Source organism: Aquincola tertiaricarbonis, from assembly GCF_023573145.1.
GTDB classification, from domain to species: domain Bacteria; phylum Pseudomonadota; class Gammaproteobacteria; order Burkholderiales; family Burkholderiaceae_C; genus Aquincola; species Aquincola tertiaricarbonis_B.
Genome location: NZ_CP097636.1, coordinates 2946883 through 2972538 on the forward strand (window position 1 = coordinate 2946883; position 25656 = coordinate 2972538).

The 25656-nt window shown below is 64.1% G+C and carries 24 protein-coding genes; 8 read left to right on the forward strand and 16 right to left on the reverse strand.

Annotated elements, in window-relative coordinates; all coding sequences use genetic code 11:
• Position 1 precedes the first annotated feature (1 nt).
• Both MW290_RS27940 and MW290_RS27945 read right to left on the reverse strand, forming a co-directional pair.
• Complete coding sequence (locus MW290_RS27940) at positions 2-937, reverse strand: chromate resistance protein ChrB domain-containing protein (protein ID WP_250197628.1); 936 nt, start codon at positions 935-937, stop codon at positions 2-4.
• A 125-nt stretch (positions 938-1062) separates the two neighbouring features.
• Entirely contained in the window at positions 1063-1857 is a 795-nt protein-coding gene (locus MW290_RS27945) for a hypothetical protein (protein ID WP_250197629.1), read from the reverse strand.
• A gap of 517 nt (positions 1858-2374) precedes the next feature.
• Here MW290_RS27945 and MW290_RS27950 point away from each other — a divergent pair.
• From MW290_RS27950 to MW290_RS27965, 4 genes are all read left to right on the forward strand, one after another.
• Positions 2375-2626, forward strand: coding sequence for a helix-turn-helix domain-containing protein (locus tag MW290_RS27950; protein WP_205702781.1), 252 nt, complete (start codon positions 2375-2377; stop codon positions 2624-2626).
• 206 nt (positions 2627-2832) lie between these two features.
• On the forward strand, positions 2833-4401 hold the full coding sequence (locus MW290_RS27955) for a recombinase family protein (RefSeq protein ID WP_259373485.1): 1569 nt from the start codon (positions 2833-2835) through the stop codon (positions 4399-4401).
• Entirely contained in the window at positions 4398-5294 is an 897-nt protein-coding gene (locus MW290_RS27960; protein WP_250197630.1) for a plasmid partitioning protein RepB C-terminal domain-containing protein, read from the forward strand. Before MW290_RS27955 ends, MW290_RS27960 begins: the two co-directional genes overlap by 4 nt.
• A complete protein-coding gene (locus tag MW290_RS27965; RefSeq protein WP_250197631.1) occupies positions 5291-6193 on the forward strand; it encodes a plasmid partitioning protein RepB C-terminal domain-containing protein in 903 nt (300 codons plus the stop codon). The genes MW290_RS27960 and MW290_RS27965 overlap by 4 nt, the downstream gene beginning before the upstream one ends.
• Positions 6194-6558: 365 nt before the next feature.
• Here MW290_RS27965 and MW290_RS27970 read toward each other — a convergent pair whose 3' ends face one another.
• From MW290_RS27970 to MW290_RS28035, 14 genes are all read right to left on the reverse strand, one after another.
• On the reverse strand, positions 6559-7311 hold the full coding sequence (locus tag MW290_RS27970) for a M48 family metallopeptidase (RefSeq protein ID WP_250197632.1): 753 nt from the start codon (positions 7309-7311) through the stop codon (positions 6559-6561).
• A complete protein-coding gene (locus MW290_RS27975) occupies positions 7311-10607 on the reverse strand; it encodes a type I restriction endonuclease subunit R (protein ID WP_250197633.1) in 3297 nt (1098 codons plus the stop codon). The genes MW290_RS27970 and MW290_RS27975 overlap by 1 nt, the downstream gene beginning before the upstream one ends.
• Before the next feature lie 7 nt (positions 10608-10614).
• Complete coding sequence (locus MW290_RS27980; RefSeq protein WP_250197634.1) at positions 10615-11532, reverse strand: Abi family protein; 918 nt, start codon at positions 11530-11532, stop codon at positions 10615-10617.
• A 142-nt stretch (positions 11533-11674) separates the two neighbouring features.
• Positions 11675-12955, reverse strand: a complete 1281-nt coding sequence (locus MW290_RS27985; RefSeq protein ID WP_250200118.1) for a restriction endonuclease subunit S — start codon at positions 12953-12955, stop codon at positions 11675-11677.
• Complete coding sequence (locus MW290_RS27990; protein ID WP_250197635.1) at positions 12955-14055, reverse strand: virulence RhuM family protein; 1101 nt, start codon at positions 14053-14055, stop codon at positions 12955-12957. The genes MW290_RS27985 and MW290_RS27990 overlap by 1 nt, the downstream gene beginning before the upstream one ends.
• Positions 14048-15583, reverse strand: coding sequence for a type I restriction-modification system subunit M (locus MW290_RS27995; RefSeq protein ID WP_250197636.1), 1536 nt, complete (start codon positions 15581-15583; stop codon positions 14048-14050). Before MW290_RS27995 ends, MW290_RS27990 begins: the two co-directional genes overlap by 8 nt.
• The gene (locus MW290_RS28000) at positions 15580-16197 is read right to left on the reverse strand and encodes a restriction endonuclease subunit S (RefSeq protein ID WP_250197637.1); all 618 of its coding nucleotides are present in this window, start codon (positions 16195-16197) and stop codon (positions 15580-15582) included. Before MW290_RS28000 ends, MW290_RS27995 begins: the two co-directional genes overlap by 4 nt.
• A gap of 133 nt (positions 16198-16330) precedes the next feature.
• Positions 16331-18016, reverse strand: coding sequence for a hypothetical protein (locus MW290_RS28005; protein ID WP_250197638.1), 1686 nt, complete (start codon positions 18014-18016; stop codon positions 16331-16333).
• A gap of 181 nt (positions 18017-18197) precedes the next feature.
• Entirely contained in the window at positions 18198-18869 is a 672-nt protein-coding gene (locus MW290_RS28010; RefSeq protein WP_250197639.1) for a relaxase/mobilization nuclease domain-containing protein, read from the reverse strand.
• Positions 18860-19279, reverse strand: coding sequence for a ribbon-helix-helix protein, CopG family (locus MW290_RS28015; protein WP_250197640.1), 420 nt, complete (start codon positions 19277-19279; stop codon positions 18860-18862). Before MW290_RS28015 ends, MW290_RS28010 begins: the two co-directional genes overlap by 10 nt.
• A gap of 136 nt (positions 19280-19415) precedes the next feature.
• Positions 19416-19931, reverse strand: coding sequence for a hypothetical protein (locus tag MW290_RS28020; RefSeq protein ID WP_250197641.1), 516 nt, complete (start codon positions 19929-19931; stop codon positions 19416-19418).
• A complete protein-coding gene (locus MW290_RS28025) occupies positions 19928-21070 on the reverse strand; it encodes an AAA family ATPase (protein WP_250197642.1) in 1143 nt (380 codons plus the stop codon). Before MW290_RS28025 ends, MW290_RS28020 begins: the two co-directional genes overlap by 4 nt.
• Positions 21071-21228: 158 nt before the next feature.
• Positions 21229-21738 (reverse strand): hypothetical protein, encoded by a 510-nt coding sequence (locus MW290_RS28030; protein ID WP_250197643.1) that lies wholly within the window; start codon positions 21736-21738, stop codon positions 21229-21231.
• The gene (locus tag MW290_RS28035; protein ID WP_250197644.1) at positions 21735-22286 is read right to left on the reverse strand and encodes a hypothetical protein; all 552 of its coding nucleotides are present in this window, start codon (positions 22284-22286) and stop codon (positions 21735-21737) included. The genes MW290_RS28030 and MW290_RS28035 overlap by 4 nt, the downstream gene beginning before the upstream one ends.
• Before the next feature lie 117 nt (positions 22287-22403).
• On the opposite strand from MW290_RS28035, the gene MW290_RS28040 reads away from it, so the two are divergent.
• The 4 genes from MW290_RS28040 (at position 22404) to MW290_RS28055 (ending at position 25464) form a co-directional block, all read left to right on the forward strand.
• Entirely contained in the window at positions 22404-22748 is a 345-nt protein-coding gene (locus tag MW290_RS28040) for a helix-turn-helix domain-containing protein (RefSeq protein ID WP_250197645.1), read from the forward strand.
• 71 nt (positions 22749-22819) lie between these two features.
• On the forward strand, positions 22820-23131 hold the full coding sequence (locus tag MW290_RS28045; RefSeq protein ID WP_250197646.1) for a type II toxin-antitoxin system HigB family toxin: 312 nt from the start codon (positions 22820-22822) through the stop codon (positions 23129-23131).
• Positions 23106-24332 (forward strand): ImmA/IrrE family metallo-endopeptidase, encoded by a 1227-nt coding sequence (locus MW290_RS28050; RefSeq protein WP_250197647.1) that lies wholly within the window; start codon positions 23106-23108, stop codon positions 24330-24332. Before MW290_RS28045 ends, MW290_RS28050 begins: the two co-directional genes overlap by 26 nt.
• 34 nt (positions 24333-24366) lie before the next feature.
• Complete coding sequence (locus tag MW290_RS28055; RefSeq protein ID WP_250197648.1) at positions 24367-25464, forward strand: beta family protein; 1098 nt, start codon at positions 24367-24369, stop codon at positions 25462-25464.
• Positions 25465-25656 lie beyond the last annotated feature (192 nt).

Below are 25656 nucleotides of genomic sequence, written 5' to 3' on the forward strand. Positions count from 1 at the left end.
GTCATGTCGGTGTGGCCGGGGCGGCATGCAGCGCGTCGAACACGGCCGCTGCCGCGAGGCACAGTTGATCGTCGTCGGCGTGCACCTCGCGCATGCCGGCCAGCACGGCTTCCATGCCCGCGGCTTCAGGCACCGGAATGCCGCCGACGTCCAGGAAGTGCACCGTGCGGGCAATGCGCTGCAGGCGGGCGTCGGCGTCCAGCCCGAAGGCCGCTGCCAGCACCTCGAAGCTGACCCGCGCACCCACGTGCGTGAAGCGCGCGCCGTCGTAGTCGAACCCCAGCGCGCCGCGCGGCGGAGGCGTGGTGCCTGCTGGATCGACCAGCCAGAGGAACTGGGCAGCGGGGTCAATGAAGCGGCGGATCAACCAAGCGCAGGCCAGGCGGTCGACCCAGGGCCGAGCGCGCGTGGCCCAGCGCTTGCCCTGGAATTTGCGCGCGTCCAGCCGCGCAATGCCATGCGGCGCCTGGGCCACGGGTTCACCGCGCGAGAAACACGCGTCAAGCGCCTGGCGCAGCGCCGCTAGTTCTGCGTTGGCCTGCTCAGCGGCGGCGCCGGGGTAGTAGTCGATGCGCTGCAGCGCCTGCAAGGCCTCGGCCGTGCCGCGCCAGCGCCGCCGGGCCTCGGTCTCTTCCAGCGTGGGCAAGGCGTCGAGCAGTGCATGCGCCTCCGTTTGCCAATGGGCGTAGGCCTCGCTGCGGTCGAACAGCGCCAGCACTTCGGCCCGACGGGTCTCGTCGCGGGCGGACAGTTCCAGCACGCTGGCTTGGCCACCGTGGGCCTGCACCTCGGCAACCAGAGGATCGAACAGTGCCGCCTGCGCTTCTGGCAGGACGTAGACGCCATCACGCAGCGCGCCACAACCCAGTGTTTTCAGCGCGCGCCAGACACGCAGGCGCACGGCGTTGGGCTGGGTCGGCAGGGTCAGGCAAAGCATGCTCCACATGTTTGAAGCATACGCTACCAACTGAGAAATATATATTTCTCAATCAAGGACAATGGTCCAGAGCCCCGAGGGGATGCCAACCGGCATCAGCACTCGGAGACTGCGCCCAAGACCTGTCAGAGCTTCGCGTCGCCGGTCCTCGGCTTCTCGCCATTGATGTTGCCCGCGCCAGAAGCCATGTACTTCACGAACGAGCGCCCTGCATCGAGGTCCACCAGTTGGCCGAATCCGGACGCCAGGATCTTGACCCCGTTCCGGTGCTGGGGCTGGTAGCTGACGCCGAAAGCTTTGCGACAGGCGGGGTCGAGCCTGATCTTGTCACCGCTGCCGCTGCGGACGAACGGGAAGTCCAAGCACTGCCCTTCGAACAGCTCGGCACCGTGGATGGCGGGATCACCTTGCTGCGGCGCGATGGTGCCACCGTTCACGATCATGAAGGCGCTCTTGATGGGCGCGGCGTCCGCGTACTTGGCCTGCACGTCGGCGACCATCTTCTCGTAGACATAGCGGCCGCTCGCGTCATCGCGCCAAACGGCCCAGACCTTCCCTTCGTGTACGAAGACCTTCACGAAGTCGAAGTTCGACTTCGTTTCCGGATGCAGGTCGAACCGGATGCCCGCCTTCACCTTGGCACCGGTCGCCGGGCTGGTGAGCTCGTAGTCAGACTGCTTGAGATTGATCGGCCGGTCGTTGGCGTCCTTGCTGCCCGGCGGGAAGCGCTTTCGGATCGCAGCCACGGCCTCGGCCTCGCTCATGCCCAGCTTCACGCCGAGGAGGTCGTAGACGGCGATCAAGCCCTTCGTGTCTTGCGGCTTGTAGATTGATGCTGCTTGCACAGCCCCGGCGCTCAGGGCGACGAGGAGCACGGTAGCGATGAGGCTGCGACAGGGGCGGAGGGCAGACAGGGTCATGTTAGTTTGATCGAAGGGAAGCACTGGGGGCATGCGGCCGAGCCCCGGTCTGCACATGCAGACCTCGCGGCCTTGGTCTAGGCTGATGCGGTCAGCGCCGCTCCGCAGAGGCTGGCGCTGGGCGGAAGTCTCGGATGGACCCGTTCAGTTCAGGATCGGAGTCCTTGCGCGCGGCTATCGCGGCAGCAAGGAGGACCGCATCCGGAATGCTGGATACAGCCAGAGCCGTATTGCTCCGATCTGCGGCTCGATCGCCGCTCTGGCGGCGCGGCCCGGTATCGGCTGCATGCACTGCGACAGCGTTCAGCAATACCACCGCGACCAGGCCAGCGGTTGCCGCAAACGGGCGAGTCTTCATGTTCTTGGCCTCCTCAGGCGAGACGTGGCGCCGGTTTAACCGGCTCGATGGGGACCGTCTGGGCAGCTGCCTTGCGGCCATGCGCGAGATCGGTTCAATCTCGCTTTGTACCATATATGCGGGTGCATATATGCGACCACATCCTCACCATTTCCGAGGATGCGCAAAGCCCAAGACGAACTGGTATTGCGAGCCGCCGCCGCTGAAATCAAAGCGCGCCGCGGCCGCATTGACATCAGCCAAGAGGAGTTGGCGCACCGCGCGGACGTCCACCGGTCCTTCATCGCGCGCGTGGAAGTGGCGCAGACGCAGCCCTCGCTGGCCGTCTTGGTCAGGATTGCTGACGCGTTGGAGGTGGACGCGGCTGAGCTCGTGCGCGCCATCGTTGAGCGCTGCAAACGCGAGGCATAAAGCAGGAAAGTCTCTGCTGCAGCAGGCGTTCCCTACCCCGATCACGAGGGCACATCTCGCGCCATGCCATCAAGCAGCTGCCTGCCAGCCTTTCATGCGGGGAGGTACCAAGACAGTGCGTCGGCGCCCGCGTCATGAAGCCGTCACGAACTGACCAGACCATGTAGGCATCACATGTAAGCGTTGCGATCAGGTGAGGCTATCGGGTGCAGGATCAGGCTGGGCAGAGCGATGAAGACGATGCCGAGGACGCCGGGATACCGGTGGCCCAGTACGTTCGCATGTCCACGGAGCATCAGAGGTACTCGACTGAAAATCAGGCAGCCGCGATCAGCGAGTACGCAGCCCGCCACGGGATGCGCATCGTGCGGACGTACGAGGATTCCGGCAAGAGCGGGCTGAACCTCCGGGGCCGCAGTGGTCTGCAGGCCTTGCTTCACGACGTGAAGCAACCCAGTCCGAAGTTCAGTTCCGTACTGGTTTACGACGTCAGCCGTTGGGGCCGTTTCCCCGACCCGGACGAGGCCGCTGTCTACGAGCACGCATGCAAGAGCCGCGGCATCCGGGTCATTTACTGTTCCGAGCCCTTCAACAACGACGGCTCATTGCCGTCCACGGTGTTCATCGGCATCAAGCGCAGCATGGCGGCCGAGTACAGCCGTGAGCTGTCAGTGAAAGTGTTTGCCGGCGCCAGCAACATCGTCCGACACGGCTTCCGCCAAGGTGGCGTCGCCGGGTTCGGGCTGCGGCGTCAGTTGGTCGACGAGCAACAGAACGTCAAGGGGCTGCTCTCGCGCGGCGAGAAGAAGAGCATCCAGACCGACCGCGTGGTGCTGGTGCCGGGCCCGCCGGAAGAGGTGGCGGTCGTGCATCGCATCTATCGGCTCTTTCTCGAAGACTGCATGCCGGAGCGCGTGATCGCCTCCGTTCTCAACCGGGAAGGCATCCCGTCGGACACGGGGCGCGCCTGGACGCGCGGCACGGTCCACCAGATCCTGACCAACGAGAAGTACATCGGCAACAACGTCTACAACCGCACGTCGTACAAGCTCAAGGTCCGGCACGTGCGCAATCCGCCGGACGAATGGGTGCGTCGCGACAGTGCGTTCGAAGCCATTGTTCCGATGCACATGTTCGTCCAAGCCCAGGCGATCATCGCCGCGCGCTCCCAGCATCTGGATGACGATCAGTTGCTGGATCTTCTCAGACGGACGCTGCGGAAGCACGGCGCCCTGTCCGGCATCGTCATCGACGAAGACGAGGACGCGCCGTCCAGCTCCACATATCGCAGCAGGTTCGGCTGCCTGCTGCGGGCCTACAGCCTCATCGGCTACACCCCGCGGCGCGACTATGCCTATCTGGAGATCAATCGGGCGCTACGCCGACACCATCCTGAACTGATCGAGCAGATGGCGGCCAACCTCGTCAGCACAGGCGGCTGGACGGTGCGTGACCCCTTGACAGACCTGCTCACCGTCAACGGCGAGTTCACCGTGTCGCTGGTGATCGCGAGATCGAAACCGACACCCGCTGGATCGCAACGGTGGCGAATCCGCTTCGACGCCAGCCTGCTGCCGGACATCACCGTCGTGGCGCGCATGGACCCCGGAAACCAGCGGGTCTTCGACTACTACGTTTTCCCAGCCATCGACTTCATTCCAGACACGTTGCCGACGCTGGAAGACAACGGCTTCACGCTGGATGCCTACCGCACGGATTCGCTCGACTTCTTCTACCAAGTGGCGGGACGTGTTTCTCTGCAGGACGCCGCATGACCCAATCGTCCCCCCACATTGAAATGATCCCGATTGCCGACATCGCGGTAGTCAACCCACGTGTCCGCAACCCGAGGATCCACAAGACCATCACCGAGAGCATCGACCAGGTCGGTCTGAAGAGGCCGATCACCGTGCGCCGCGTACCGCCCGGGCAAGGTGGTACGCCCTACGCGCTGATCTGCGGCCAAGGGCGTCTGGAGTCCTGCCGGATGCTGGGGCAGACCGAGATCGCCGCCTTGGTCGTCGACGTCGACGAAGAGACCGGGCACGTGATGAGCATTGTGGAGAATGTTGCCCGGCGAACGCCCCGCGCCGTGGAGACGCTCGAGCATGTGCGTGTCCTCAAGCAGCGCGGGTACACCGATTCCGAAGTGGCGGCCAAGCTTGGCTGCACGCCCTCGTGGGTCAACAACGTGGTGAACTTGCTGGAGCGCGGCGAGAAGCGATTGCTGGCGGCCACCGAAGCAGGCCACATCCCGATCAACCTGGCCGTGAGCATCTCTCGTGCGAATGGCGCCGACGCACAGCAGCTGCTGATGGACGCCTACGAAAGCGGCGAGTTGACGGGTAGAAAGATCACAGTTGTGCGCAAGATCCTCGAGCAGCGGGAGCGCAGCGGCAAGAAGGGCACCAATTCGTTTGCCAGGGGCCCGACGCGGCGCCAGATGAGCCCCGAGGACCTGGCCAAGCTGTACCAGCGCGACGTCGAGATGCACCGGCGGATCCAAAAGAAGGCCGAGTACACGCAGAAGTCGCTGCTGCTGGCCCAGCAGATTTTCAAGGAACTGTTCGCGAGCAAGGAGTTCTGCGCCCTGCTACGTTCCGAGAAGCTGGTGAGCGTTCCACAACCCTTGGCTGAATTGATGCCGCGCGGGAGCTTGGCGCGATGAGCCAGAAGCCACCAAAGTCGGTCCGGCTGGGGTTCGAGCGGAATTGCAAGGAGATCGCGCTCGACCTGCTCCAACCAGGCATCCCCTTGCCGGCCGGCATCAAAGAGACCGTCAAATATCACCAGATTCGCACATCGGTGCAGGCCATCGGCCTTGTGGAGCCAATCGTGGTGGCGCACAGCCGCGAGACTGCCGGCACGTTCACGGTGCTTGACGGACGCATGCGCCTGGAGGCGCTGCGCGAATTGGCCGCGCAGCATGCGCTGTGCCTCATCTCGACGGACGACGAGGCCTACACCTACAACAAGCGCGTCAACCGACTCTCGGTGGTGCAGGAGCACCGCATGATCGTCCGTGCCGCCGAGCGGGGCGTGTCGGTCCAGCAACTCGCCGATGTGCTGGCCGTATCCCCCGGCGCCATACGGCAGCAGTTCAAGCTGCTCGATGGCATCTGCAGCGAGGCGGTGTCACTGCTGGCCGACAAGCCTGCCACCCATGGCATGTTCAAGGTGCTGAAGCAGATGAAGCCGTTCCGGCAGATTGACGTGGCGCAGGCCATGATCAACCTCAATAACTACACCATCAAGTTGGCGCTGGCCATGCTGCAGGCCACCCCGCCGGAACAACTGACGGAAGCGGCGACAGCAAAGGGTCAGCGCGCCGGCCCGACGGAGGCACTTCAGCGACTGCAGCGTGAACTGGCCGCCGTGCAGGCCGACACCAAGCTTTTGGAGGAAGGCTACGGGCCGGCCAACCTGCAGTTGGAGATCATCAAGACCTACGTTGGCAAGACGCTGCTGGAAAACGCCGCCGTCGTCCGCTGGCTGGCCAAGACGCACGCCGAGTACCTGCAACAGCTCCAGCTGATCGCAGAAATCAAACACCTGCCGAGTCAGTAGAAGGACTACCTTTGGCCAAGCGGATCAAGTGGGGCCGCTTCGGTGCCCAGTCTTTCGCAAGCAAGGCGAGCGACGTCGATCGCTGTCAGCATCCTGGCAAGTCGTCTCGGCTCCGCGTGCCCGCCCGCTGCAATACGATCAATGTCGAGCAACGCAGCCTGCACAGCAGAGAACCACCGGGCCTGAGCGTCTGGCAGGCTCAGCGGCACCAAAGGTTGAATTCTTGACATGGTTGCATGCTGCGATGTCGGGAACAGCCGGTCTGTGCGCTGTCGCACAGAGGAACACTTTGGCCCCCGCTGTCGCCCGCCGTACAGCAGCCGCGGCTGCCGTGCGGCTACCGGGCCAAAATCCACCTGGAACGATCAGCTGCGCAGAACATCTTCGGCCATGCCATCCAATCGCTGCTTGACGGCCTTCCAGCCCGGCAGGTGGCGCTCCAGCAGCCGATAAAACCGCGGGCTGTGGTCGTGGCTGGCCAGGTGACACAGCTCGTGCAGCACCACGTAGTCGATGCATTCGCGCGGCGCCCTGACCAGGCCGGGGTGCAAGGTGATGCGCCCGGTAGGGGAGCAACTGCCCCATTGCACGCGCATGGCCTGCAATCGCATCGGCGGCGATGTCTTCACCCAGCGAAGCCCCATCGCAACCGAATCCATCCGCTCACGAAGCACCTCTCGGGCACGTTGCCGATACCAATGGTCCAGCGCCTGCTGCACCGTTGCCGAAGCCGCTTCGCGCACGACCACTTCCAGACAAGCACCAAGCAGCTTGCATGACGGCGTTGCCACATCGTCGACGATGACCCGCAAGCGATACCGACGGCCCAGGTAGTGCACCGCCTCACCGCTGACGTATTCACGGGGGCGAACATGAGCCGTACGCGCACGAGCAGCCTCTACGTGATCGAGGATCCATCGCGACCGTTTCTTCACGGCGACGATGACTGCTTCGTGTCCGACGCCTTCGGGTGCGTCCACGAGCACCCGCCCATCGGGCTCGACGTGGATCGCCACCTTCGATGGCTTTCGATCCCGTTGTACCCGCAACGAAAACGAAATGACTTCGTCTCCGTAGCGGACGCTGAAGCGCCCTGCCCGGACCTCGGCACCGACCATCACGCTTTTCCAAGCCCCAGGCGCGTGATCTGCACGATCTGGTCCACGGCCTGCTTCGCGCCGTCCAGGCCCAGGGTCTTGAACAACAGCGGCAGCAGCCCCTTGCGAATGGCCGCTTCGATGCTCTGCGGGCTCAGCGAGTTTTCGGCCACCGCATCACGCACCACCTGGTCGATGGCCAAGGCCTGCGCCACCACGGCATCGCGCGCTGCCGGCACCATCGCCGCCACAGCCTCGTCACCCATCACCAAGCGCAGCACGCCGAAGTAGGCCCGGGCATGGGGCTGATCGGCCAGCACGTCGGGCGTGCCAGGCGCCTGGCGGGCACCCAACTTGTCCTCGAAGTCCTTGAACAGGGCGTACTGCTTCAGCGGGTGCTCGAACATGGCCTCGGCCTCGGCGATGGCCTGCCGCAGCAGTTCGCCGAACACCTTCTGGGCGTACGGGTCTTCTGCCAGCTCTTGCTCGATGGTCTTGCGCAGCCGCGTACGGATCAAGTCGGTCTCGTTGCGGGTCTTCTCCTCGGACCACTGTGCAGGGTCTTCGGGCTGGCCGAGCTGATGCACCAAGTACACGCCCTCGGGCTCACGCACTTCCTTGCCGATGACCTGCTTGTCCACCAAGCGGCGGATCTGGTCTTCGTAGACGCTGTAGTCCACCACCTCCATCGCGTCGCGACGGGCAGTCTGGCGCAGCTCAGTGAAGAAGCGCAGGTCGGCCTTGTACTGCGCGATCAGGCCTTCCGAGAAACTCTTGTCCTCGAAGAAGCTGCGGCTGGCCAGCGCCGTCTGCAGGCACAGGCCGAAGGCCGTGACGGCCGCATAGAAGTCATCGCGCAGCTTCTGGCGCTCGTCGTACTCCTCGCCTTCAGGGGCCGTCACGAACTTCGGCGTCAACACCTGGCGGTACTGCTCGCGGTCACGCTTGTTGGCCACGCCCTTGAAGAAGGACCAAAGCTTGTCGTGCAGCGCCGGCAGGCGCTTGTACTCGGTGCTGACCTGCTGGTACAGGCCGTCCAGGTCGTTGAGGTCGAAGCCACCCTGCGTGCGCTCTTCCAGGTCCTGGTAGGCGCGGATCGCCGTGTCCAGCTCTTTCAAGATGCCGCGGTAGTCCACCAGCAGGCCGAAGCGCTTGGCGTCGTGCAGCCGGTTGACCCGCGCCACGGCTTGGATCAGGTTGTGGCCCTTCAAGGGCTTGTCAATGTAGAGCACCGCGTTGCGCGGCTCGTCAAAGCCCGTCAGCAGCTTGTCGACGACGATCAGCAGGTCGGGCTCGCCATCGCTGCCGAAGTCGGCGATCAGCTGCTTCTCGTAGTCTTCCGGGTCACGCCCGCTGGCCAACACCGTCTGCTTCCACCACTTCTGCACCTCGGGCAGCGTGTCCTCGTCGACCTCGGCATTGCCCTCGCGGGTGTCCGGCGCTGAGATCACGACGGCGCTGCTGACCAGGCCGGTGTCGTCCAGCGCCTTCTTGTAGCGGATGGCGTCCTGCTTGCTGTCGGTGGCGATCTGACCTTTCAGTCCTAGGCCCAGCTGCTTGAAGTTCTGGTCGAAGTGGCTGGCGATGTCCCAGGCGATCAGCTCGATGCGGCCGGCCGCGCCATAGATCGCCCCCTTCTTGGCGAACTTCTTCTTCAGGTCGGCGCGCTGCGCGTCGCTGAGGCTGGCCGTCAGCTTGTCGAACCAGCGGTTCACCGCCTCTTCGTTGATCGCCAGCTCGGGCACCCGCTCTTCGTACAGCAGCGGTGCCACGGTTTCATCGTCCACCGCCCGCTGCATGGTGTAGGCATGCACGATGGGGCCGAACTTGCTGGCTGTCTTCTCGTTCTTCAGCAACGGCGTGCCGGTGAATGCCACGTAGGCCGCACGGGGCAGCGCCTGCTTCATGCGCTCGTGCGTCTCGCCACCGTGGCTGCGGTGGCCCTCGTCCACCAGCACGATCAGGTTGGGGGAGTCGTTGCGGCACTCCGGCAACTTGGACGCCGCGTTGAACTTGTGCACCAGCGTGAACGAGATGCGTTCCGTGCCGCTGCCGATGCGCCGGGCCAGGTCACGGCCCGACAGCGCCCGGCTCTTTTCACCGTCCTTCACCGAGGCCATGGCCGAACCAAAGGCGCCGCCTGACATGAAGTTGCGCGCCAGCTGGCTTTCCAAATCCACCCGGTCGGTCACCACCACCACGCGACACTCGGCCAGTGCCTCCACGAGCAACAGCGCCTTGGTGAGGAACACCATCGTGAAGCTTTTGCCCGATCCCGTGGTGTGCCAGATCACCCCGCCCTCGCGACCACCGTCGGGCCGCCGCTGGCCCACCCGCTGCAGCAGCGCACGGATGCCGAAGAATTGCTGGTAGCGGGCGACGATCTTGCCCACCTTGCGGTCGAACAGCACATAGCCGCGCAGGAATTCGAGCAACCGGGCTGGCGCCAGCAGGCCGATCAGCAATACGTCCTGCTCGGACGTGGCCATGGTCTCGGCCCACAGGCCCTCGAAGTACGCCCGCAGCGCTGGTGGCTTGCCGTCAAACAGGCGGTCGCGCACGTCGGTGGCGAGCGGCGCGTTCTTCAACGCCAGCCAGTGCGGCTCGCTGAATTCTTCGTCGCGCCAGCGGGCCCAGAACTTGGCCGCCGTGCCGGTGGTGCCATAGCGGCCCTCGGTCTGGCTGATGGCCAGCAGCAACTGGGCGTAGGCAAACAACTGTGGAATCTCGTCCGGCCGCTGATTGCGCAGGTGCTGGCTGACGCCCTCGGCCACCATCGATTTCGCAGCGTGCGAGCCCTCGGGTCGCTTGGCTTCGATCACGACCAGGGGCAGGCCGTTGACATAGCCCACGATGTCGGGTGCGCGGTGGTGCGTACCCTGGGCCGACAGCACCTGCAGCTCTTCCGTCACATCGAAGCGGTTCGCCGTCGGATCGGGGTTGCTCCAGTCGATGATCGCAATCGTCGGCTGGTGCTTCTTGCCGTCGGGCATGAACTCGGTGACCGTGATGCCCAGGGCCAGCTTGGCGTACAGCCGCTCGTTGGCCGGCAACAGGCCCTCAGTCAGGTTCAGCGCCGACAGCTCGCGCACGATCTGCTCGATGCCGCTGCTGGATAGCGGGTAGCGCTGCCCCTTGTAGTCGTAGCGTCGGGTCTGCAGCACCTCCACCAGGCGGTGCTTGAGGATCACCTCGCGCGTGCCACCGCGCAGCGCCAGCGCCTGCGCGGTAGACAGAAAGTTCCAGCCCAGGTTGCACAGCAGATGCAGCGCGGGAATGTGAGCGCTGTACTGTTCTCGGGGGTTCGGGGTGATCATCCGGTCCTCAAATCCAGTAGGGGTGCTGCATCCACTGGGGCGACATGCCCATGGCGGACAGCCAGCGCGGATGCGCTGCCATTGGCGCCAGCAAGGCGGTGACCTCGGCGCGCCAGGTGGCGCCGTTGCCGAGCCGCTGCAACAGGTAGCTCAGGATCAGCAAGATGGCGAACACGCGATCCAGCCTGGGCAGATGCGGGGGCCGCCATTCCGCCTCCGGCATGTGATCGGGTCGGATGGCCAGTTCGCGGTTCCACAGGCGGCTGTGGTGCGCGCAGACATTGCGCACGTAGGTCAATACGTGCAGCCAGTCTTGCAGGCGCTTGTGGTGAATGCCCAGGGGATCGGCCACCGCACGCCGATCGGCCGGCAACATGCCCCGGTAGAGCGTGGACAGCGAGCCCAGGCTCATCAGCTCGGTCGTCATCCAGATCGGCAGCGCCGGAAAGCCTTGATACCGGGCGGCGTAGTGGCCCACGAAAGCATCGCTCGACCGTTCAGTCTCTTCTCGCAGCCTCGTCAGCCACTGCTCGTGGCGGAACTGGTGGTGGAAGTTGGCCGGATCTTCGTGACCGAAGGCGCCGTAGGTCATGCCGATACGGTGGGTCACGGCCGTGCGCAGCGCCACCTCCACACGCTCGAGTGCATCCAGCACATGCAGCCTGAGCTGGCGATCAAAGTCGTAGAGCGCGACCACGTCCGCGAACGACGTGCCGGGGTGAACGTCATCCAGCAGCGCGCCCTGGGCATCGCGCCGACGGAAGGGGTACCAGTAGGCGCTGAGACGGTAGTAGCTGATCGACGCCAGCGTGCGCTCAGCGGCAGCCGGATCGTTGATCAACAGGCCTCGCTGCGTCAGCAAAGCAACCTGATCGGCGTACGGCAATGCCGTCTTCGTGAAGGGGACCTGAGCCATGGTTGCCATGGCTAGCTGTTCCGATCAGGCAAGAAAAAGCCGCCAAGGTTGCGCATGCGTGAGCAGAGGCGTGGCGGCTGTGTTGACCACAGTGTACAACACGCCGCATGCCAGCCCAGGGCGACTGGCAGTCGCGCTGCATTCGCCGGGGTCACGCAGCAACTCCTTCACGATCCAGGCGCACGCGGCGCTTGCCAGTCAGCAGGTCAGCCATCAGCGCGGCCTTCTCCTGCCGCAACAGCTGAACCTGCTGCTCGAGCAGTTCGACCTCGCGCCGCGCCAGATCCAGGATTTCGACGATGCGTCGCTGTTCCGACAACGGTGGGATGTTGAACGGCCACTTCAACCAACGCTCGGTCTTGAAGATCATCTTCTCGACATGCACGCCGATGCTGGAGTGGAAGCAGGTCTGCTGGAAGTAGCGCGACTCGGACAGATAGCGCAGAAACTTCAGGTCGATTTGCCCGTCGCTGTTCAGCACCGCGTACTCGTTGGACACCACGGCGCCGTCCAGTTCGGCCGGCACGATGCCGCAGGCGCCATGGACGATCTGGCGCTTGGAGATCAGGAAATCACCTTCGCGCACGTAGAACTGCGAGGGCGTCTTGATTTCGCGGCCGGTCAAGACCTCGCGGAGTTCGACGCCGCCGCGGGAACGCTTGACGGTGATCAATCGGTACCTGTCGGACGCGCTTAACAGTGCCGGGCGGCGTACTTCGGTCAAGTGATGCCCGAGCGCCGTCCGCCGCCATCCGGCCGGGGCTGGCAGGAGGTTTGGTATTCCAGGTTGCACGGAAGGAGGAAAGCCGCCGTTGTCGTCAGGACTCGAGGCGTCAGGGTTGGCCGGAGGCACCCTCAAACAATGAGCCAGCAAACCTTGCCATTGATTTCGCTTGTTGGCGAGGAGCTCGTCTACCGCAGAGATTGCTCTGTCCCAGGTGCGCAATGCATCCGCAATCCGAGCCTGCTCATCGAGCGGAGGCAATGAGATCACCAGCTTCTTCAACAACTCGCTGTCAAGGCGCCCCGTCCCATGACCGGCCGTGTCCACGAGGTCGAGGACCTCGCCCTTGCGTGCGAGTAGTTGGTACGCCAGGAACCGCGCGTCCAAGGAGCCCTTCGGAACTAAGGCCTTGATGTCCTGATTGAACGCCATCTCCCGCTCCAACAAGCAAACTGGGAGATCCTTCAATAGCGTCATGCCACGGGTGAGGACCAACACGGAGTTGGCCGGCGCAGTCGATGCTGCGGCGCGCCCGGCGTCGGTCAATCCGAGGCCAGTGGTCCTCAAGTGCATCACCTTCATGTCCCGCGCCGATACCCACGGGAACTGCCCGCCCCACAGTTTCTCGTTCTCCTTGCTCGGCGTACCCCCGGAGCGTAGTTGTACTTCCGCTCCCAGCGTGCTGTGTCGCCAACCCTCAGGCAGCATCAAGCTTTCCTCCCGTTCTTCGTCAGCCGCTTGGCCATCTGCCCGAGCTCTTGCACGCCAGACTCATCGCCAGCCGGCGCCTCCAGCATCCGCGCAGCGTAGGCTTCGCCTTCGGTCTCCAGCGCTGTCCGTCGTTGCGCCGAGAACTTCTCGTACTGGCCCTCCGCATGGGCCACGGCCTGCTTGTGCGACACCGTGCCGGCGCCCGCCAGCACCTGGCGCTCGTTGAACGCCAGGAAGGCGTCCAGCCGCTCGGCCCAGTCCTTGAGGAACACCTCCTTGCGCCGCAAGGCCTGGTCTTCGGCAAAGTCCAGCCACATGGTGACGATGCGGTTGAGCTCGCTCACCTCCGCCTCGCGCAGGTAGTTCTTGGCCGTACCCACGTCGGCCTTGGTGACATGAGCGCCTTTCCAGGTACTCAGGCCCATGTGGGGCTGGTTGGCGTCAGCGCGGCGGACGATCAGCTCGGAAGCGGTCTGACCATGCACCGCGAAGTGCAGCTTGTTCTGGATGACCTTGAAGAAGCGCGTGGTCTCGGGCAGCGAGGGGGCATAGTCGGCGGCCAGCGCGAATATCTCGCGCACCCGCAGGTACATGCGCCGCTCGCTGGCGCGGATGTCGCGGATGCGTTCGAGCAACTCGCCAAAGCGGTCGGGCAAGGCCGAGTCGCCCACGGGCGGGTTCTTCAGGCGCTCGTCGTCGATGGTGAAGCCCTTGAGCAGGTATTCGCTCAGGTGGGCCGTCGCCCATTGGCGAAACTGCGTGCCACGCGCCGACCGGGCGCGGTAGCCCACGGCCAGAATCACCTCCAGGCTGTAGAAGCGCACCGTGCGCCGGACCTGCCGGCCGCCCTCCTGGCGAACCTGTAAGCTGGACTTACAGGTTGCCGCCGGGTCGGCCTCGCCCTCGGCGTAGATGGCCTTGACATGCTGGGTGACGTTCTGGGGCGTGGTCTGGAACAGCGTGCCGATCTCGGCCTGGCTGAGCCACAGGGATCCGCCGTCGGCACGCATCTCAACCCGGGTCAGCCCGTCTTCGGTGGTGTAGAGAACGAACTCGCCCTGGCCCTCGGCAGCTGGCTGCTGCGGCAGCTCATTCATAGCCCAGCTCCTTCAGGTAGGCATCCATCTGGGTTTCCAGCCGCGCCAGTTCCGCCTTGAGTTCCAGGCGTTCGCGGCGCACGGCCATCAGGTCGATGGGAGTCTCTTCCTGGAAGGTATCGACGTACCTTGGGATGTTCAGGTTGAAGTCGTTCTCTGCGATCTGGGCCTGTGTGGCCAGGTGGGCGTAGCGCGGCACCGGCTGGCGGGCGGCCACCGTGGCCTGGATGCGCTGCAGGTCGGCTTCGCGCAGCACGTTCTGGTTCTTGCCGGCCTCGAAGTCGCGGCTGGCGTCGATGAACAACACCTGGTCGTCGGCCTTGTGCTTGCGCAGCAGCAGCACGGCAGCCGGAATACCGGTGCCGTAGAACAGCTTCTCGGGCAGGCCGATCACCACGTCGAGCAGGTTTTCTTCAATCAGCTTCTGGCGAATGCGCCCCTCGGCCGCGCCGCGGAACAGCACGCCGTGCGGCACCACCACCGCCATGCGCCCGGTGCCGGGCTTCATGGTCTCGACCATGTGCAGGATGAAGGCGTAGTCGCCCTTGGTGCGCGGCGGCACGCCGCGGCGGAAGCGGCTGAACTTGTCGGCATCGGCGCCTTCGAAGCCCCATTTCTCCAGGCTGAAGGGCGGGTTGGCCACCACAATGTCGAAGTGCTTCAGGTTGTTGGCACCGTCCAGCAGCTTGGGGTTGCGGATGGTGTCGCCCCACTCGATGCGGTGGTTGTCCTCACCGTGCAGGAACATGTTCATCTTGGCCAGCGCCCAGGTACTGCCGATGGCCTCTTGCCCGTACAGGGCGTATTTGCGGCTGCCAGCGCCTTCGCGAATCAGCCGGCCGCACTTCATCAGCAGCGAGCCCGAGCCGCAGGTGGGGTCGCAGATCTCGTCGCCGGGCTGGGGCGCCATCAGCCGCGCCATCAGGGTGGACACCTCGGGCGGGGTGTAGAACTCGCCGGCCTTCTTGCCGCTGGTGGAGGCGAAGTTCTTGATGAGGAATTCGTAGGCGTTGCCGATCACGTCCAGGGAGCCGACGCGGCCCTCGCGCAAGTTCAGCGCGGGCTTGGCGAAGTCTTCCAGCAGGTGGCGCAGGATGTCGTTCTTCTGCTGCTCGTCGCCCAGCTTGTTGCTGTTGAAGCTGATGTCCTGGAACACGTCGCGCAGCTTCGACAGGTTGGCGTCTTCGATGGCGTGCAAGGCCTTGTCGATGCGCTCGCCGTTGCCGGGCGTGTGGCGCAGCGCGTGCAGCGCGTAGAAGCTGGCGCTGGCGGGCAGCACAAAGCGCTCGTTCTTGAGCATTTCGGCGATCAGCTCAGGGTGGTCGCCGTACTGGGCCTTGTAGTTGTCGTAGTGGTCCTGCCAGACGTCGGACACGTATTTCAGGAACAGCATCGTCAGGACGTAGTCCTTGTAGATGCTGGGGTCCACCGTGCCGCGGAAGGTGTCGCAGGCGGCCCAGACGGCTGCGTTGATGTCGTCCTGGCTGACGGCAGCTTGGGCGAGTTGGGGTGTGGTGAGATCGTTCATGGGCGGGTGGCCTGTTGACTGCGCATGGAGGCCGCCGACAGGGCTTCGGCCAGCGCATGGAGTTGTTGTTCGCGGTTCTGGATGAGGCGACGCAGGGTGGCCCGCTCAGCGCGGGCGGCGCGGTCCAGCGCAACGATGCGGTGCTGCTGCGACAGGGGCGGCACGGCCAGCGGCAAAGCCTCCAGCACCGGGCGGCGGATGCTGAGCTGGCCGCTGCCCTCGGCGCTCTGCATCAGCAGGCGCTGAAACGGTGGCTGATTGATCTGCCAAGCCAAAAAGGCCGGCTCCACCGCGACGCCAGGCTGCACGCGCAGGTGGAAGAAGGCAGGGCCGCAGACCGAGGGCATGGGCGGCGTATCCACTACTACCGCATAGAAGCGCGCGCCTTTGGCGACAAAGAGCAGGTCGCCGGGCTGCAACCAGCTCGGCCCCTTGCGGCCAGGCAGGTGCGTGCGCAGCGCGCCCGCCCATGCAATGCCCGACTCGGGATCGACATCTTTCATCTGCAGCGCAATCACGCCGCCGTCCTGGGCACCTTCAATGGTGCCCCGGAACGGATAGCCCGACTGGACGGCAGTCGTCTGACTCAACGAAAAGAGATTTGCATCAATCACAGTGGTGCATCATACGCACCACCGCACCAACCGCAAGCACTATTTGCTCCAATCAAATTGGAGCAGAACCAGATAAGCCCGGCGGGACGTCGTGATGCCGGCAGCGCCCGGCCGACTGCGAGCAAGCAGCTCCTCAGACTTTGCCCGAGTAACCGGACCTTGCTGCCGGCATGCGCAGAAGGCGTGCTGTCACACGGCTGGCGCCCACGAAACGCAGCGGCACATCGGTGGGGCGGAAATCGAATGGCAGCGGACCGCGCAAAGTCGGCTCCAGGGGTAGGCCGATGCCAGGCGGCGGCAAGGTCGGCTTGCCTGTGACGGCCTGTGTCGCCAGGATTCGCCACGGCTCTCGCTGTCGGCCGTCACGCCAGCGCCGGTGGCCGGCAGGGGACCGGTCCAGCGTCGCCTGCACGATGCGCTCCAGCGCGGCGTGCTGGCCGCCCGTCACCACGCCGGTGATCATGGCCAGCATCGAATCCGCACGCAGCCACGACCAGGCCCAGAAGTTGGCCAGCGCCTCTTCCAGCCAATCGTCCGTGCCACGCACAGCCGTGGAGACCCGAGTTTGGAAGGGAATGAACTTGGCATGCCCGGCCTGCAGCTCCATCCAGGTGAGCGCAGCTTCCACCTGGGCGTGAAACAGCACATGCTCGTACACCAGGCCGACACCCAGTTTGGCCGCGAGGGCATCACTGCTGCGGCCGAAGCCTTCGCGCTGCAGATCCAGTGACAGGCTGCCGATGAAGTCGTCAAGGTTCGCAGCGTCGAAGTAGATGCCCCAGGCGCTTTCGCCATGGGTGTGGTGCGGCTGGTACCAGGCGATGGCCTCGAACCCGACCTGGCCCTGCAGCACCCGGCTCCGATCAGCCGCTGCCTGTGGCTGGGGCAAGTCGAGCACCGCTTCTTGATCGAACGCGCCGAGCCAGGCGGGGTCGGCGGGATCGAAGGGGCTCGCATCGTGCACGATGCCGTCGTGACTGCCCGCCGGCCGCAGCGGGGGATACACGCCGGTCTGACGTGGCGAGACAAAAGCTCGCGGCACCCGACGCTCGGCCGCCGCGCGGACTTCGCCATACGATGGATCGCCTCGATGGGGCAGCCAAGTGACCACGGCCAGACGCTGGCCTGCGCCCGCGTCCACGATCAACGCCCGGTACTGGCCGTCACGCGGTGGTGGATGCACTGGATCCGGCGCCGCCAGGATGGCCTTGGTGATTGCCCGGTCAGCCGAGGCCACCGAGGACTTGTTCAGCCGGACGGAAAAGCCGGGCGGCATCAGCTCGAGCAACGGTGTGATGTCGAGCGCACGCCGCTGATGCGCCGCGCCCGCGGCACCCGGGCCCGGACTCGCCGAACCATGGATCTCATCGACTGCCCACCGCGCGGCAGCCTGTGCCTCCGCGGCCCGCTCTCGGGTCACGCAGACGATGGCCGCGTCGCGCAGCGCCTTCGGCACCGCGCTGTCGCCCGGCACCAGCGATGCCACGACGGAGACCGTCCTGCGCGCGGCATCAACGGCCACCGAGTGGCAGTGGACTCGCAGGCCTTCATCGGTACCCACGGGGAAGGCACGGCGAGCGAGCAAGAGGCAGGTCAGCTGGCCGAGCAATGGTCGTTGCGCAGCCAACATCGCCAGCGCAGCCTTTCCATCTCGCCCATGGCGAGCTGCGGCGACGGTGAGATCACCATCGGCGATGAAGAAGGGCAGATCTGGATCAGAGGCGGGAACGACTGCGACCAGCAGATTGGCGCTGAACTCCTGAACAACGGTGACCGCCTGCCAGATGCTCGCGCGAGGCGACTTCGAACCCGTAGACAACAACGCCGCCCCTCCTGATCTCTTGTTACAAACCGCAGCCATTGTCCGTCCAGGTGCTCAGTCAGGACCGCGGCGCGGTGTCACCACATCACCAGATCACCATGTCATCACGGTGGCACGGTGGCACGGTGGCGAATGATCATGTCTTCAGCATGCCACCCCAACACCCGATGTCATCCAATCAGCTGCCCTGCGAAGCCCCTGGCCTCACATCCAGCAAATGTCCCCACTTCCGGTGATGCGCATGCGCCGCACGCCCTGCCAGCGGAATGCCATAGGCACCCGCACACAGCTTGGCCACTTCGTTCAGCTGTCGCCGGGAGTTCTTCAGCACGTTCCAATCGTCGTCGTTGATGACCGGGATCACTGCGACGACGTGCACATGGATGTGGCGCTTGTCGCCGTGCGCCACCATCACGGTCGGGCGGTTCGGCGTCCAGCCGAAGAAGTCCAACGCGTCGCGAGCCAGACGGTAGGCGTTCTGCGCACTCGAGGCCCACTGCGGTACATGGCGGTGTGGGTCTTGTGGCTCTTTCAGCATGCGGGCCGCCGCTGGCGCGAACGAGATGACGATGTGCACGTACCAAACCGGCGGGATCTGCGCCCCTGCCTTGGCCGCTCGGCAGTAGCGGTCCATCTGCAGTGTCAACTGAGCTGCCGCTTCGGCAATCTCATCGTCATCGCCCCAGGGCATGGCCGTCAGCGCAAGCTTGTAGAGCTGTGGCGGCCCGAGCAGCCGCACATCCTTGCCGGACAAGGAGTGCTGGGGCGAGAACAGGTAGCGAAACAACCGCCGCAAGTCCGCGCGCCGGCGCGGCTGCTTGCGCCGGTGGTTGATGATCTTCAGGAGCACTGAATATCCTGAAGCAGGTCCGAGAGCCTCTTGCGCGCGTCGGCAACGGTGGCCGCGGCTTCCTGCATCGCCTTCGATGGCCGCTTCTTGCCAGCCTGGAGGGCCTCGAGTCCCATCACCGCTGCCATCAGCACCTGCGACAAGGTGACCAGCTCCGGCGACGGCGACACCGTGTCCGGCTGCTGCATGGCCGATGGCGACGAGGTTGGCCGCCAGACACCGTCAGCCAGGCAGCGCTGCAAACCCAGCAGGATCAGTTCGGATCGGCTGCGGTGATTCTGCTCGGCGGCAGCGTCCAGGGCCCGCAGATCCGCCTCGGACATCCTGAAGTTCACCCTGGCTTTGGCGGCCTTTGAGCGCGGGGCACTGACGCGGCGCGGGCGAGCGGTCTTCTTGGTCGGGCTGGTCATGGTGCGCACACTTGTTGTTCATTCTTGCTTGCGCATTTTGGAGTCATTCCGGTAGCGACCCAGCGTCCTGTCGAAGGAGACGTGCATCGCCTCCGAAGCTTCGCCACCGTTGCAAGCAACGATCACGACACGCCGTTCAACATTCGGTCTCAGGGCCTTCCGCGCCGTGCATCGCCGCCACAGCTGCCTGGCGCGCAGCCACGATCCGGGCAACGTCCTGCGCCCACCGCCAGACAGCGGGGCGCGTCCACGGGCGCAGCCGGTCGTCGAGCACGTACTCGCGCGCCCAAGGTGCCTCGTCCTCCAGAGCCCGCAGCGCGCGTGCCTGGTCACCGAGCGCGATGCAGACATCCAGCCGGGCTGCACCGTGGAGTTGGTCCGCTTCGGCAGAGTCCAGCAAGGCGACCAGGAGGCCATGAGCGCCCACGCTGTGCAGCGCCACGACGGCAGCCTCCAGACTCCGCTCCCTGTAGACGACAGCGATGCCGCAGGGGCTGATGCCATACAGCTGGCCATCTGGGGCTGGGCCCAGTTCGCCGCCCACCCAAGCCTTGCGCTCGTCATCGTTGAGCGGTCGCCAGTCTTCGAGGTCCAGCAGTTCCTGCTCCAGTGTTCGGCCGTCCCAGGCCCGGTGAAATGGCGACGGGCTCATGCGCGGAACCCCATCGGCGCTCGCTCGACACGGCCGTCGGGCACATCATCCGCATGGATGGTCCAGCGCGACGCCTGAGCCGCGTTTCCGCACGCTCGCCGCAGCAGGCCACGCACGGCACGGGGCCCATGCCGGGCCAGCTTGGCTGCGGCGTCAGAATCCAGATGGAAGCGCGCGAAGACAGGCTCGGCCTGTGCGAGCTGTCGCAGCACCGAATGCACCACCTGAACAGCGACCCCGGGGCCTGGCAGCTGGACGTCGAAGGAGTGCAACCGGCTGAGGATGGCCTCTGGCAACAGGCGGCGCTCATTGGACGTGGCCAGCCACATGATCGACGACGCATCCAACTCCAGCATCGGCACCGAAATGTCTCGAAACGTCCGCGCCATGGCGGGCTCGAGCAGCGTGTACAGCGGCCCGACGGGAGAGAAGCGCTCGCCTGGATGCAGCATCGCCTTGTCCAGTTCGTCGAGAAGAATCACCGGGTTGGCAAACCGGCCGTTCACCAACAGCTCGAAGACCTGTCCAGTCTGGCTGTTCGCCCAGGTGGCGGACGACCCGCCGAGCTGGGCGCCGGTTTCTGCCGAGCTCATCTGGATACGGTGGAATCCGCCAGCCACGATCTTGGCGAGCTGCTCGGCGAAGGTCGATTTCCCCGTGCCAGGGGTACCGTCGAACAGCATCGGGTCGAGCTTGATCACGCCATCATGCAGTTCCGCGAGCGCTCCCATGGCGCGCACATGCCCCAGCACCTCACCGAAGTTCGGGAAGGCATGCTCCAGCGCATCGATGTCGGTTCGCCAGGCGTCCGGCAAGCGCCACAGCCGGCGAAACCGCCCGTTTGTTCGCCGCAGCGTGGCGAGGACGGCGACGTTTCGTTTCCGAAGGTCTTCGTTGCCGATGTCCATCGACACCGCAGCGGCCAGCTCGTCCACGGCTTCCCAGCTGCACAGCATGTGCCGCGGAGACCCGGATGCGCCCTTGTCGGCTGCAGCCTCGCCCTCGGTTGGCGCGCCGAGCAGGTCTTCGATACTTTCGTTGCGGACGACTTTTGAATCGGCGGTACATCTGCGCCGCAATCGATCAGCTGGGCTCTCAGTCCCGTCTTGCGGTTCAGGGGAGGTGTTGTGGTGTGTCATGCAGCGATCCTGTTGAGGGCACGGGCGTGCGCAGCCCTTATGGCGCGCACCGCGTGCAACAAGATCGCGACCCTGGGTCGCCACAGAACGGCTTGGCGTTCAGCTGAAAGTTGTGCTCACTGCATCCAGAGCCTCGGTGAGGCGTGCTGGCGCCCCGGTCACTTCGTCTTCGGCATCGGCACGTCCGGCACACCGAGCCGCACGTTCTGATGGGCCATGAACCACACGATGTTGGCCTTGTAGGCCCGTTCGTCGGCGGCGATGCGCTCCTCGGTCACATCCTCCGGACGGCGGCGTTGGCGCTCGCCGGCACGCGCACAGTTCAGGGCAAACCGCGTGGCGCTGACCTGCTGCAGCCTCTCGTCCAGCTCCCGGATGCGCTGCGTCAGCACCACGGTGTACCGCTCGAAAGTGTCCTGGATGCTCTGCTGCCGCGACTGGGCCTTGCGGTAGTCCTGCTGGAGCTGGGCCAGGTTGTTGGTCAGCTGCGCATTGCGAAGCTCGAGGCCCTTGGCGTAGTCATGCCAGGCCTTCGCCAGCGCCCGCGCTTCGTGTGCGTCGGCGAGGGCGTCATGCGCGGCTCGCTCCTGGCGGCGATGGACGAAGCCTTCCACGGCGGCCTCGAACCCGCCGACGGCCAGATCAGTGAACTGCAACGCATTGATCACTGCGTCACTCCCCGTGCCGAGGACGCACTGGCCGGCGAGGCCGACGCGAACTGCACCAGGCGCTGCCACGAGCCCCGCTGCGCTGCGGAGACGACGAACACCTGCCGGTACAGCAGGCTACCGTGTTTGACCATCGCCAGCGCCATGCGGGCCGCCTCAGGAACGCCAGCGTCAGCGGCTGCAGCGAATGCGCCGAAGGCTGCCTGCCAGTGGCAGCGTTCGTAGGCCTCCCAGGCGCCGGTGAGGTGCGAACCGCCAGCGACGGAAGCCTGAGGCGGCAGACTGTCCACCAGGCGGCCATTGAGGCTCGGATCGCTGTCCCGCCGTGCGGAAGTCGCGGCATCCGACAGCAGCCCAGCCGACGACACGCGAGGCACATCACCGAGTGCACCATTGACCGACGGATCCACATCTCGCCGGGCAGCTTCCGCGGCGGCATGCATCGAATCAGCCGTGGCGGTCGTCGCCCCTTGAGCAGCCGGCCCCATCAGCAGTGCGCATACGAAAGCGGCGACAGCTTGGCCTCGACTGGAACGTGCGAGTTGCATGGTGCTCCTTGACCGTTGTTGGCAACCACCAGATCGGCCACCGGATGCAAGCAACTCTATCCGAAAGGGATTTTTTAACCGTGGTTTTTATGCATACAGAATGAAAACCTGAGGTGCATGAATGAAGTCGCCAAACCTCTCAAAGCTGGCCGCCCGGCCGGCGCCACATCAGCAGACCCTGCGGTAGCCCGTGCGTTCGGCGAAGCCGTGGTCAACATGCGGCGGGAAGCCAAGATCTCGCAGGAAAACCTCGCCCTGCTGGCCGGCGTGGACCGCTCGTACATGGGCAAGCTGGAGCGCGGCCAAGGGGCGCCGAACATCGTGGCCGTTGTGCGCATTGCGGCGGCGTTGGGGTGCTCAGCGGCGGAGCTCGTGCGGAGGTTTGAAGCAGTGCTGGTGACACGCACTGGCGATTCAGCCGGCGATGGAAACGCAGAGCCAACGGCCCAGGCGCCCTCGTAAGAGCGACGAACAAGATCGGTCGACTGCATTCGACATGTTCCCAAATCGGGAACATGCTATGCTGCATCCCCATGAAAGTTCTTGGGGTGCAGTTGCTGCACGACTTCGCTGGCCGCCATCCACCTGTACGCACATGGGTTCAGTCGTGGCTCGCCGAAGTCAAGAAGTCCACTTGGAGTCGTCCACAGGACATTAAGGACAGATATCGCTCTGCCAGCATCGTGGGCCGATTTGTCATATTCAATGTGAAGGACTGTCGAATGGCGACAGTAGTCGCCTACGCCACAGGAATTGTTTACGTGAAGTGGATTGGCACTCACGACGAGTACATGAAGGTCAACTGGGAAAGTGCATCTAATGAAGCCAGCCGTCGTCAAGACTGAGCGGCAATACCGCGACTACATGGCGCGCATCGAAGAGCTTGCGATGCTCGATCCTGCACCGAATTCGCCTGAGGGTGAAGAACTGGAACTGTTTGCGACTCTCGTCGAGGCCTACGAAGAAAAGACCTTTCCCGTTGCCAAGCCGGACCCCGTGGACGCCGTCCTTTTTCGCATGCATGAGCAAGATTTGAGGCAATCTGATCTGGTTCCTTATTTCGGATCACGGAGCCGCGTTTCAGAGTTTCTGTCTCGTCAACGCCCCCTGACGGTGCCCATCGTGCGGGAGCTGTCTGCCGGCTTGGGGATCCCCGCCGAAGTTCTGATTCAAGACTCTGTTGCGCCTAAAACGCAGGCAGATGCTGATGCCGGCGAGGCACTCGACTGGTCCAAGTTTCCAATCAACGAAATGTGCTCTCGTGGCTGGATCCAAGCTTCGAAGCGGCGGGCTGACGTGTCGCAACGCCTTGAAGCGGTGCAATCGTTCATCGAGCGTGCGCTCGGAGGTATGCAGCCAGGTGTTTTGGCGCGCCGCACCATCAAGGGGGATGCGTTTAACTGGCAAGCCTTCTATGCGCTCACCGCCTGGCAAGCCCGTGTACTTCAGAAGGCTCACGAGAATGCATTCCGAGCTCATGAAAGATTCGAACTCAAGGCATTGGATGAACCATTCTTTGACCGGCTAGTACGCCTGAGTCGTGACCCCAACGGGCCTGCGAAAGCTCTCGATATGTTGCGTGGTGTGGGAATCGCCGTCGTCATCGAGAATCATCTTCCGCGCACGAAGCTGGACGGCGCCGCCATGCTTTCCCCCTCAGGCGACCCAGTGATCGCACTGACGCTGCGCTTCGACCGGCTAGACAATTTCTGGTTCACGTTGCTACACGAGTGTGTTCACGTATGGCGGCACCTGAGCAATCCCGGCGATGTTTTCCTGGATCGCATTGCTGACAAGGAGAGCAACGAGCAGGTAGAGAAAGAGGCAAACCGCTTCGCACGAGATCTGTTGATTCCTCGCGCCCAATGGAGAACAACGTCGGTTCGCCAGATGCCAACAAAAGCTGGAATCCTGGCATTTGCGGAAGAGCTTGGAATTCATCCGTCCATCGTGGCGGGACGAATCCAGAACGAGACCGAAAACTACGCGGTCTTTACCGACATGGTCGGACGCGGTGAGGTTAGCAAGATTTTCAACGTGAGCTGAGAAGACCGAACGGCGCTGATGAAAGGTGATTACGGTGAGTGATTTTCTCTACTGCCCGATCATCAAGGGCAAGGCAAACGATATCAAAGCATTGGCCTACGTCAGCCCTGTGCTCATGCCGGAAGTGAAGCCATTGTTCGAGCTTCCTCCATTCAAGCCAACGGACGACCCAGAGGTAATCTTGGCAAAGTTCGCGCGGCGCCTTGCAAAATTTGCTGGTGGCAGATTGTCGTATGTCGACTTTCCGCTGCTTCGCCCAGGTGCCAAGACGTCGAGCGGAGAGGCGGCACTTGCTGTCGCCTACAGGCAGCTGAATGCACTCTGGCTTCGCTACGAGCCCGTGTTCGGGTTTGATCGCGAAGAAGCAATGTGGGGCACGGTGATCGAACAAGCCAACCGTTCTGGCGGCTTGCTGCTCCGCCTGGATGGCGATGATTTGCAGTTTCCCGAAGACACGATTCACCAAATCGCCGATATCCGTGCGCGCGGATTCGATCTTCGACATCTTGACGTGATGATCGACCATCGGTCATTGACCAGTGACGAAGGCACGATGGCATCCGCGAGCGCGACAGCTGACTTCATAGACGATCTGTGCGCGGCCATCTCATTGCGCAAGATACTTGTCGCCGGCTCCAGCGCACCCAAGACTGTGTCAGAGATTGAACGCGACTCCTGCGGAACGATTCCGCGACGCGAACTTGTCCTTTGGGCACACGTTGCCTCCGAACGATTGCCTGTGCAACCGATCTTCGCTGACTACGGCGTTATCCATCCGGACTTCAGCGACCAGACGCCTAGCACGCACATCAACGGCAAGATCCGTTACACGCACGGAGCTTCGTTCCACATCTACCGCGGCCACAGCCTGCGACAGGAAGACAAGTACGAGCAGTACCGAGGACTGTCAGCCGCAGTGAGTCATAGCAGCCACTACCAGGGAAGTTCTTTCAGCTACGGGGATCGCTACATCTACGAGTGCGCAACTGGTCACTCAGGCACGGGCAACCCTGGAACGTGGGTGCTTGTGGATCAGAACCACCACATCACCTACACGGCGCGTCAATTTCGCAGGCTTGCGGGACTCGCAGCATCTGGCGGTTCAGCGACGGAGCTTCTTCTCCAACCGTAGGGCTATAGCGCCGATCGTGACCTGGCGGTCTTGTCGAAGCAAAGTCTGTCGCGAACGGCGCGGAACTTGACCGAGTTCCGATGCATGCTGTGATGTCACCCTTGCTCGTACACATTGCGCACCAGGCTCGCTGGTCCCGTGCCCCCCCCGCCTCCCAAAATTCGGCCCGCGTTCACAGTGCCCCACGGAACC

Coding starts and splice junctions, on each gene's coding strand:
- MW290_RS27960 (WP_250197630.1), top strand. CDS start 4,398: ATGACCCAATCGTCCCCCCACATTGAAATGATCCCGATTGCCGACATC.
- MW290_RS27990 (WP_250197635.1), bottom strand. CDS start 14,055: ATGAATGAGCTGCCGCAGCAGCCAGCTGCCGAGGGCCAGGGCGAGTTC.
- MW290_RS27940 (WP_250197628.1), bottom strand. CDS start 937: ATGCTTTGCCTGACCCTGCCGACCCAGCCCAACGCCGTGCGCCTGCGT.
- MW290_RS27995 (WP_250197636.1), bottom strand. CDS start 15,583: ATGAACGATCTCACCACACCCCAACTCGCCCAAGCTGCCGTCAGCCAG.
- MW290_RS28040 (WP_250197645.1), top strand. CDS start 22,404: ATGAATGAAGTCGCCAAACCTCTCAAAGCTGGCCGCCCGGCCGGCGCC.
- MW290_RS28050 (WP_250197647.1), top strand. CDS start 23,106: ATGAAGCCAGCCGTCGTCAAGACTGAGCGGCAATACCGCGACTACATG.
- MW290_RS27985 (WP_250200118.1), bottom strand. CDS start 12,955: ATGCTGCCTGAGGGTTGGCGACACAGCACGCTGGGAGCGGAAGTACAA.
- MW290_RS28045 (WP_250197646.1), top strand. CDS start 22,820: ATGAAAGTTCTTGGGGTGCAGTTGCTGCACGACTTCGCTGGCCGCCAT.
- MW290_RS28015 (WP_250197640.1), bottom strand. CDS start 19,279: ATGACCAGCCCGACCAAGAAGACCGCTCGCCCGCGCCGCGTCAGTGCC.
- MW290_RS27965 (WP_250197631.1), top strand. CDS start 5,291: ATGAGCCAGAAGCCACCAAAGTCGGTCCGGCTGGGGTTCGAGCGGAAT.
- MW290_RS28025 (WP_250197642.1), bottom strand. CDS start 21,070: ATGACACACCACAACACCTCCCCTGAACCGCAAGACGGGACTGAGAGC.
- MW290_RS27950 (WP_205702781.1), top strand. CDS start 2,375: ATGCGCAAAGCCCAAGACGAACTGGTATTGCGAGCCGCCGCCGCTGAA.
- MW290_RS28020 (WP_250197641.1), bottom strand. CDS start 19,931: ATGAGCCCGTCGCCATTTCACCGGGCCTGGGACGGCCGAACACTGGAG.
- MW290_RS27970 (WP_250197632.1), bottom strand. CDS start 7,311: ATGGTCGGTGCCGAGGTCCGGGCAGGGCGCTTCAGCGTCCGCTACGGA.
- MW290_RS27975 (WP_250197633.1), bottom strand. CDS start 10,607: ATGATCACCCCGAACCCCCGAGAACAGTACAGCGCTCACATTCCCGCG.
- MW290_RS28035 (WP_250197644.1), bottom strand. CDS start 22,286: ATGCAACTCGCACGTTCCAGTCGAGGCCAAGCTGTCGCCGCTTTCGTA.
- MW290_RS27980 (WP_250197634.1), bottom strand. CDS start 11,532: ATGGCAACCATGGCTCAGGTCCCCTTCACGAAGACGGCATTGCCGTAC.
- MW290_RS27945 (WP_250197629.1), bottom strand. CDS start 1,857: ATGACCCTGTCTGCCCTCCGCCCCTGTCGCAGCCTCATCGCTACCGTG.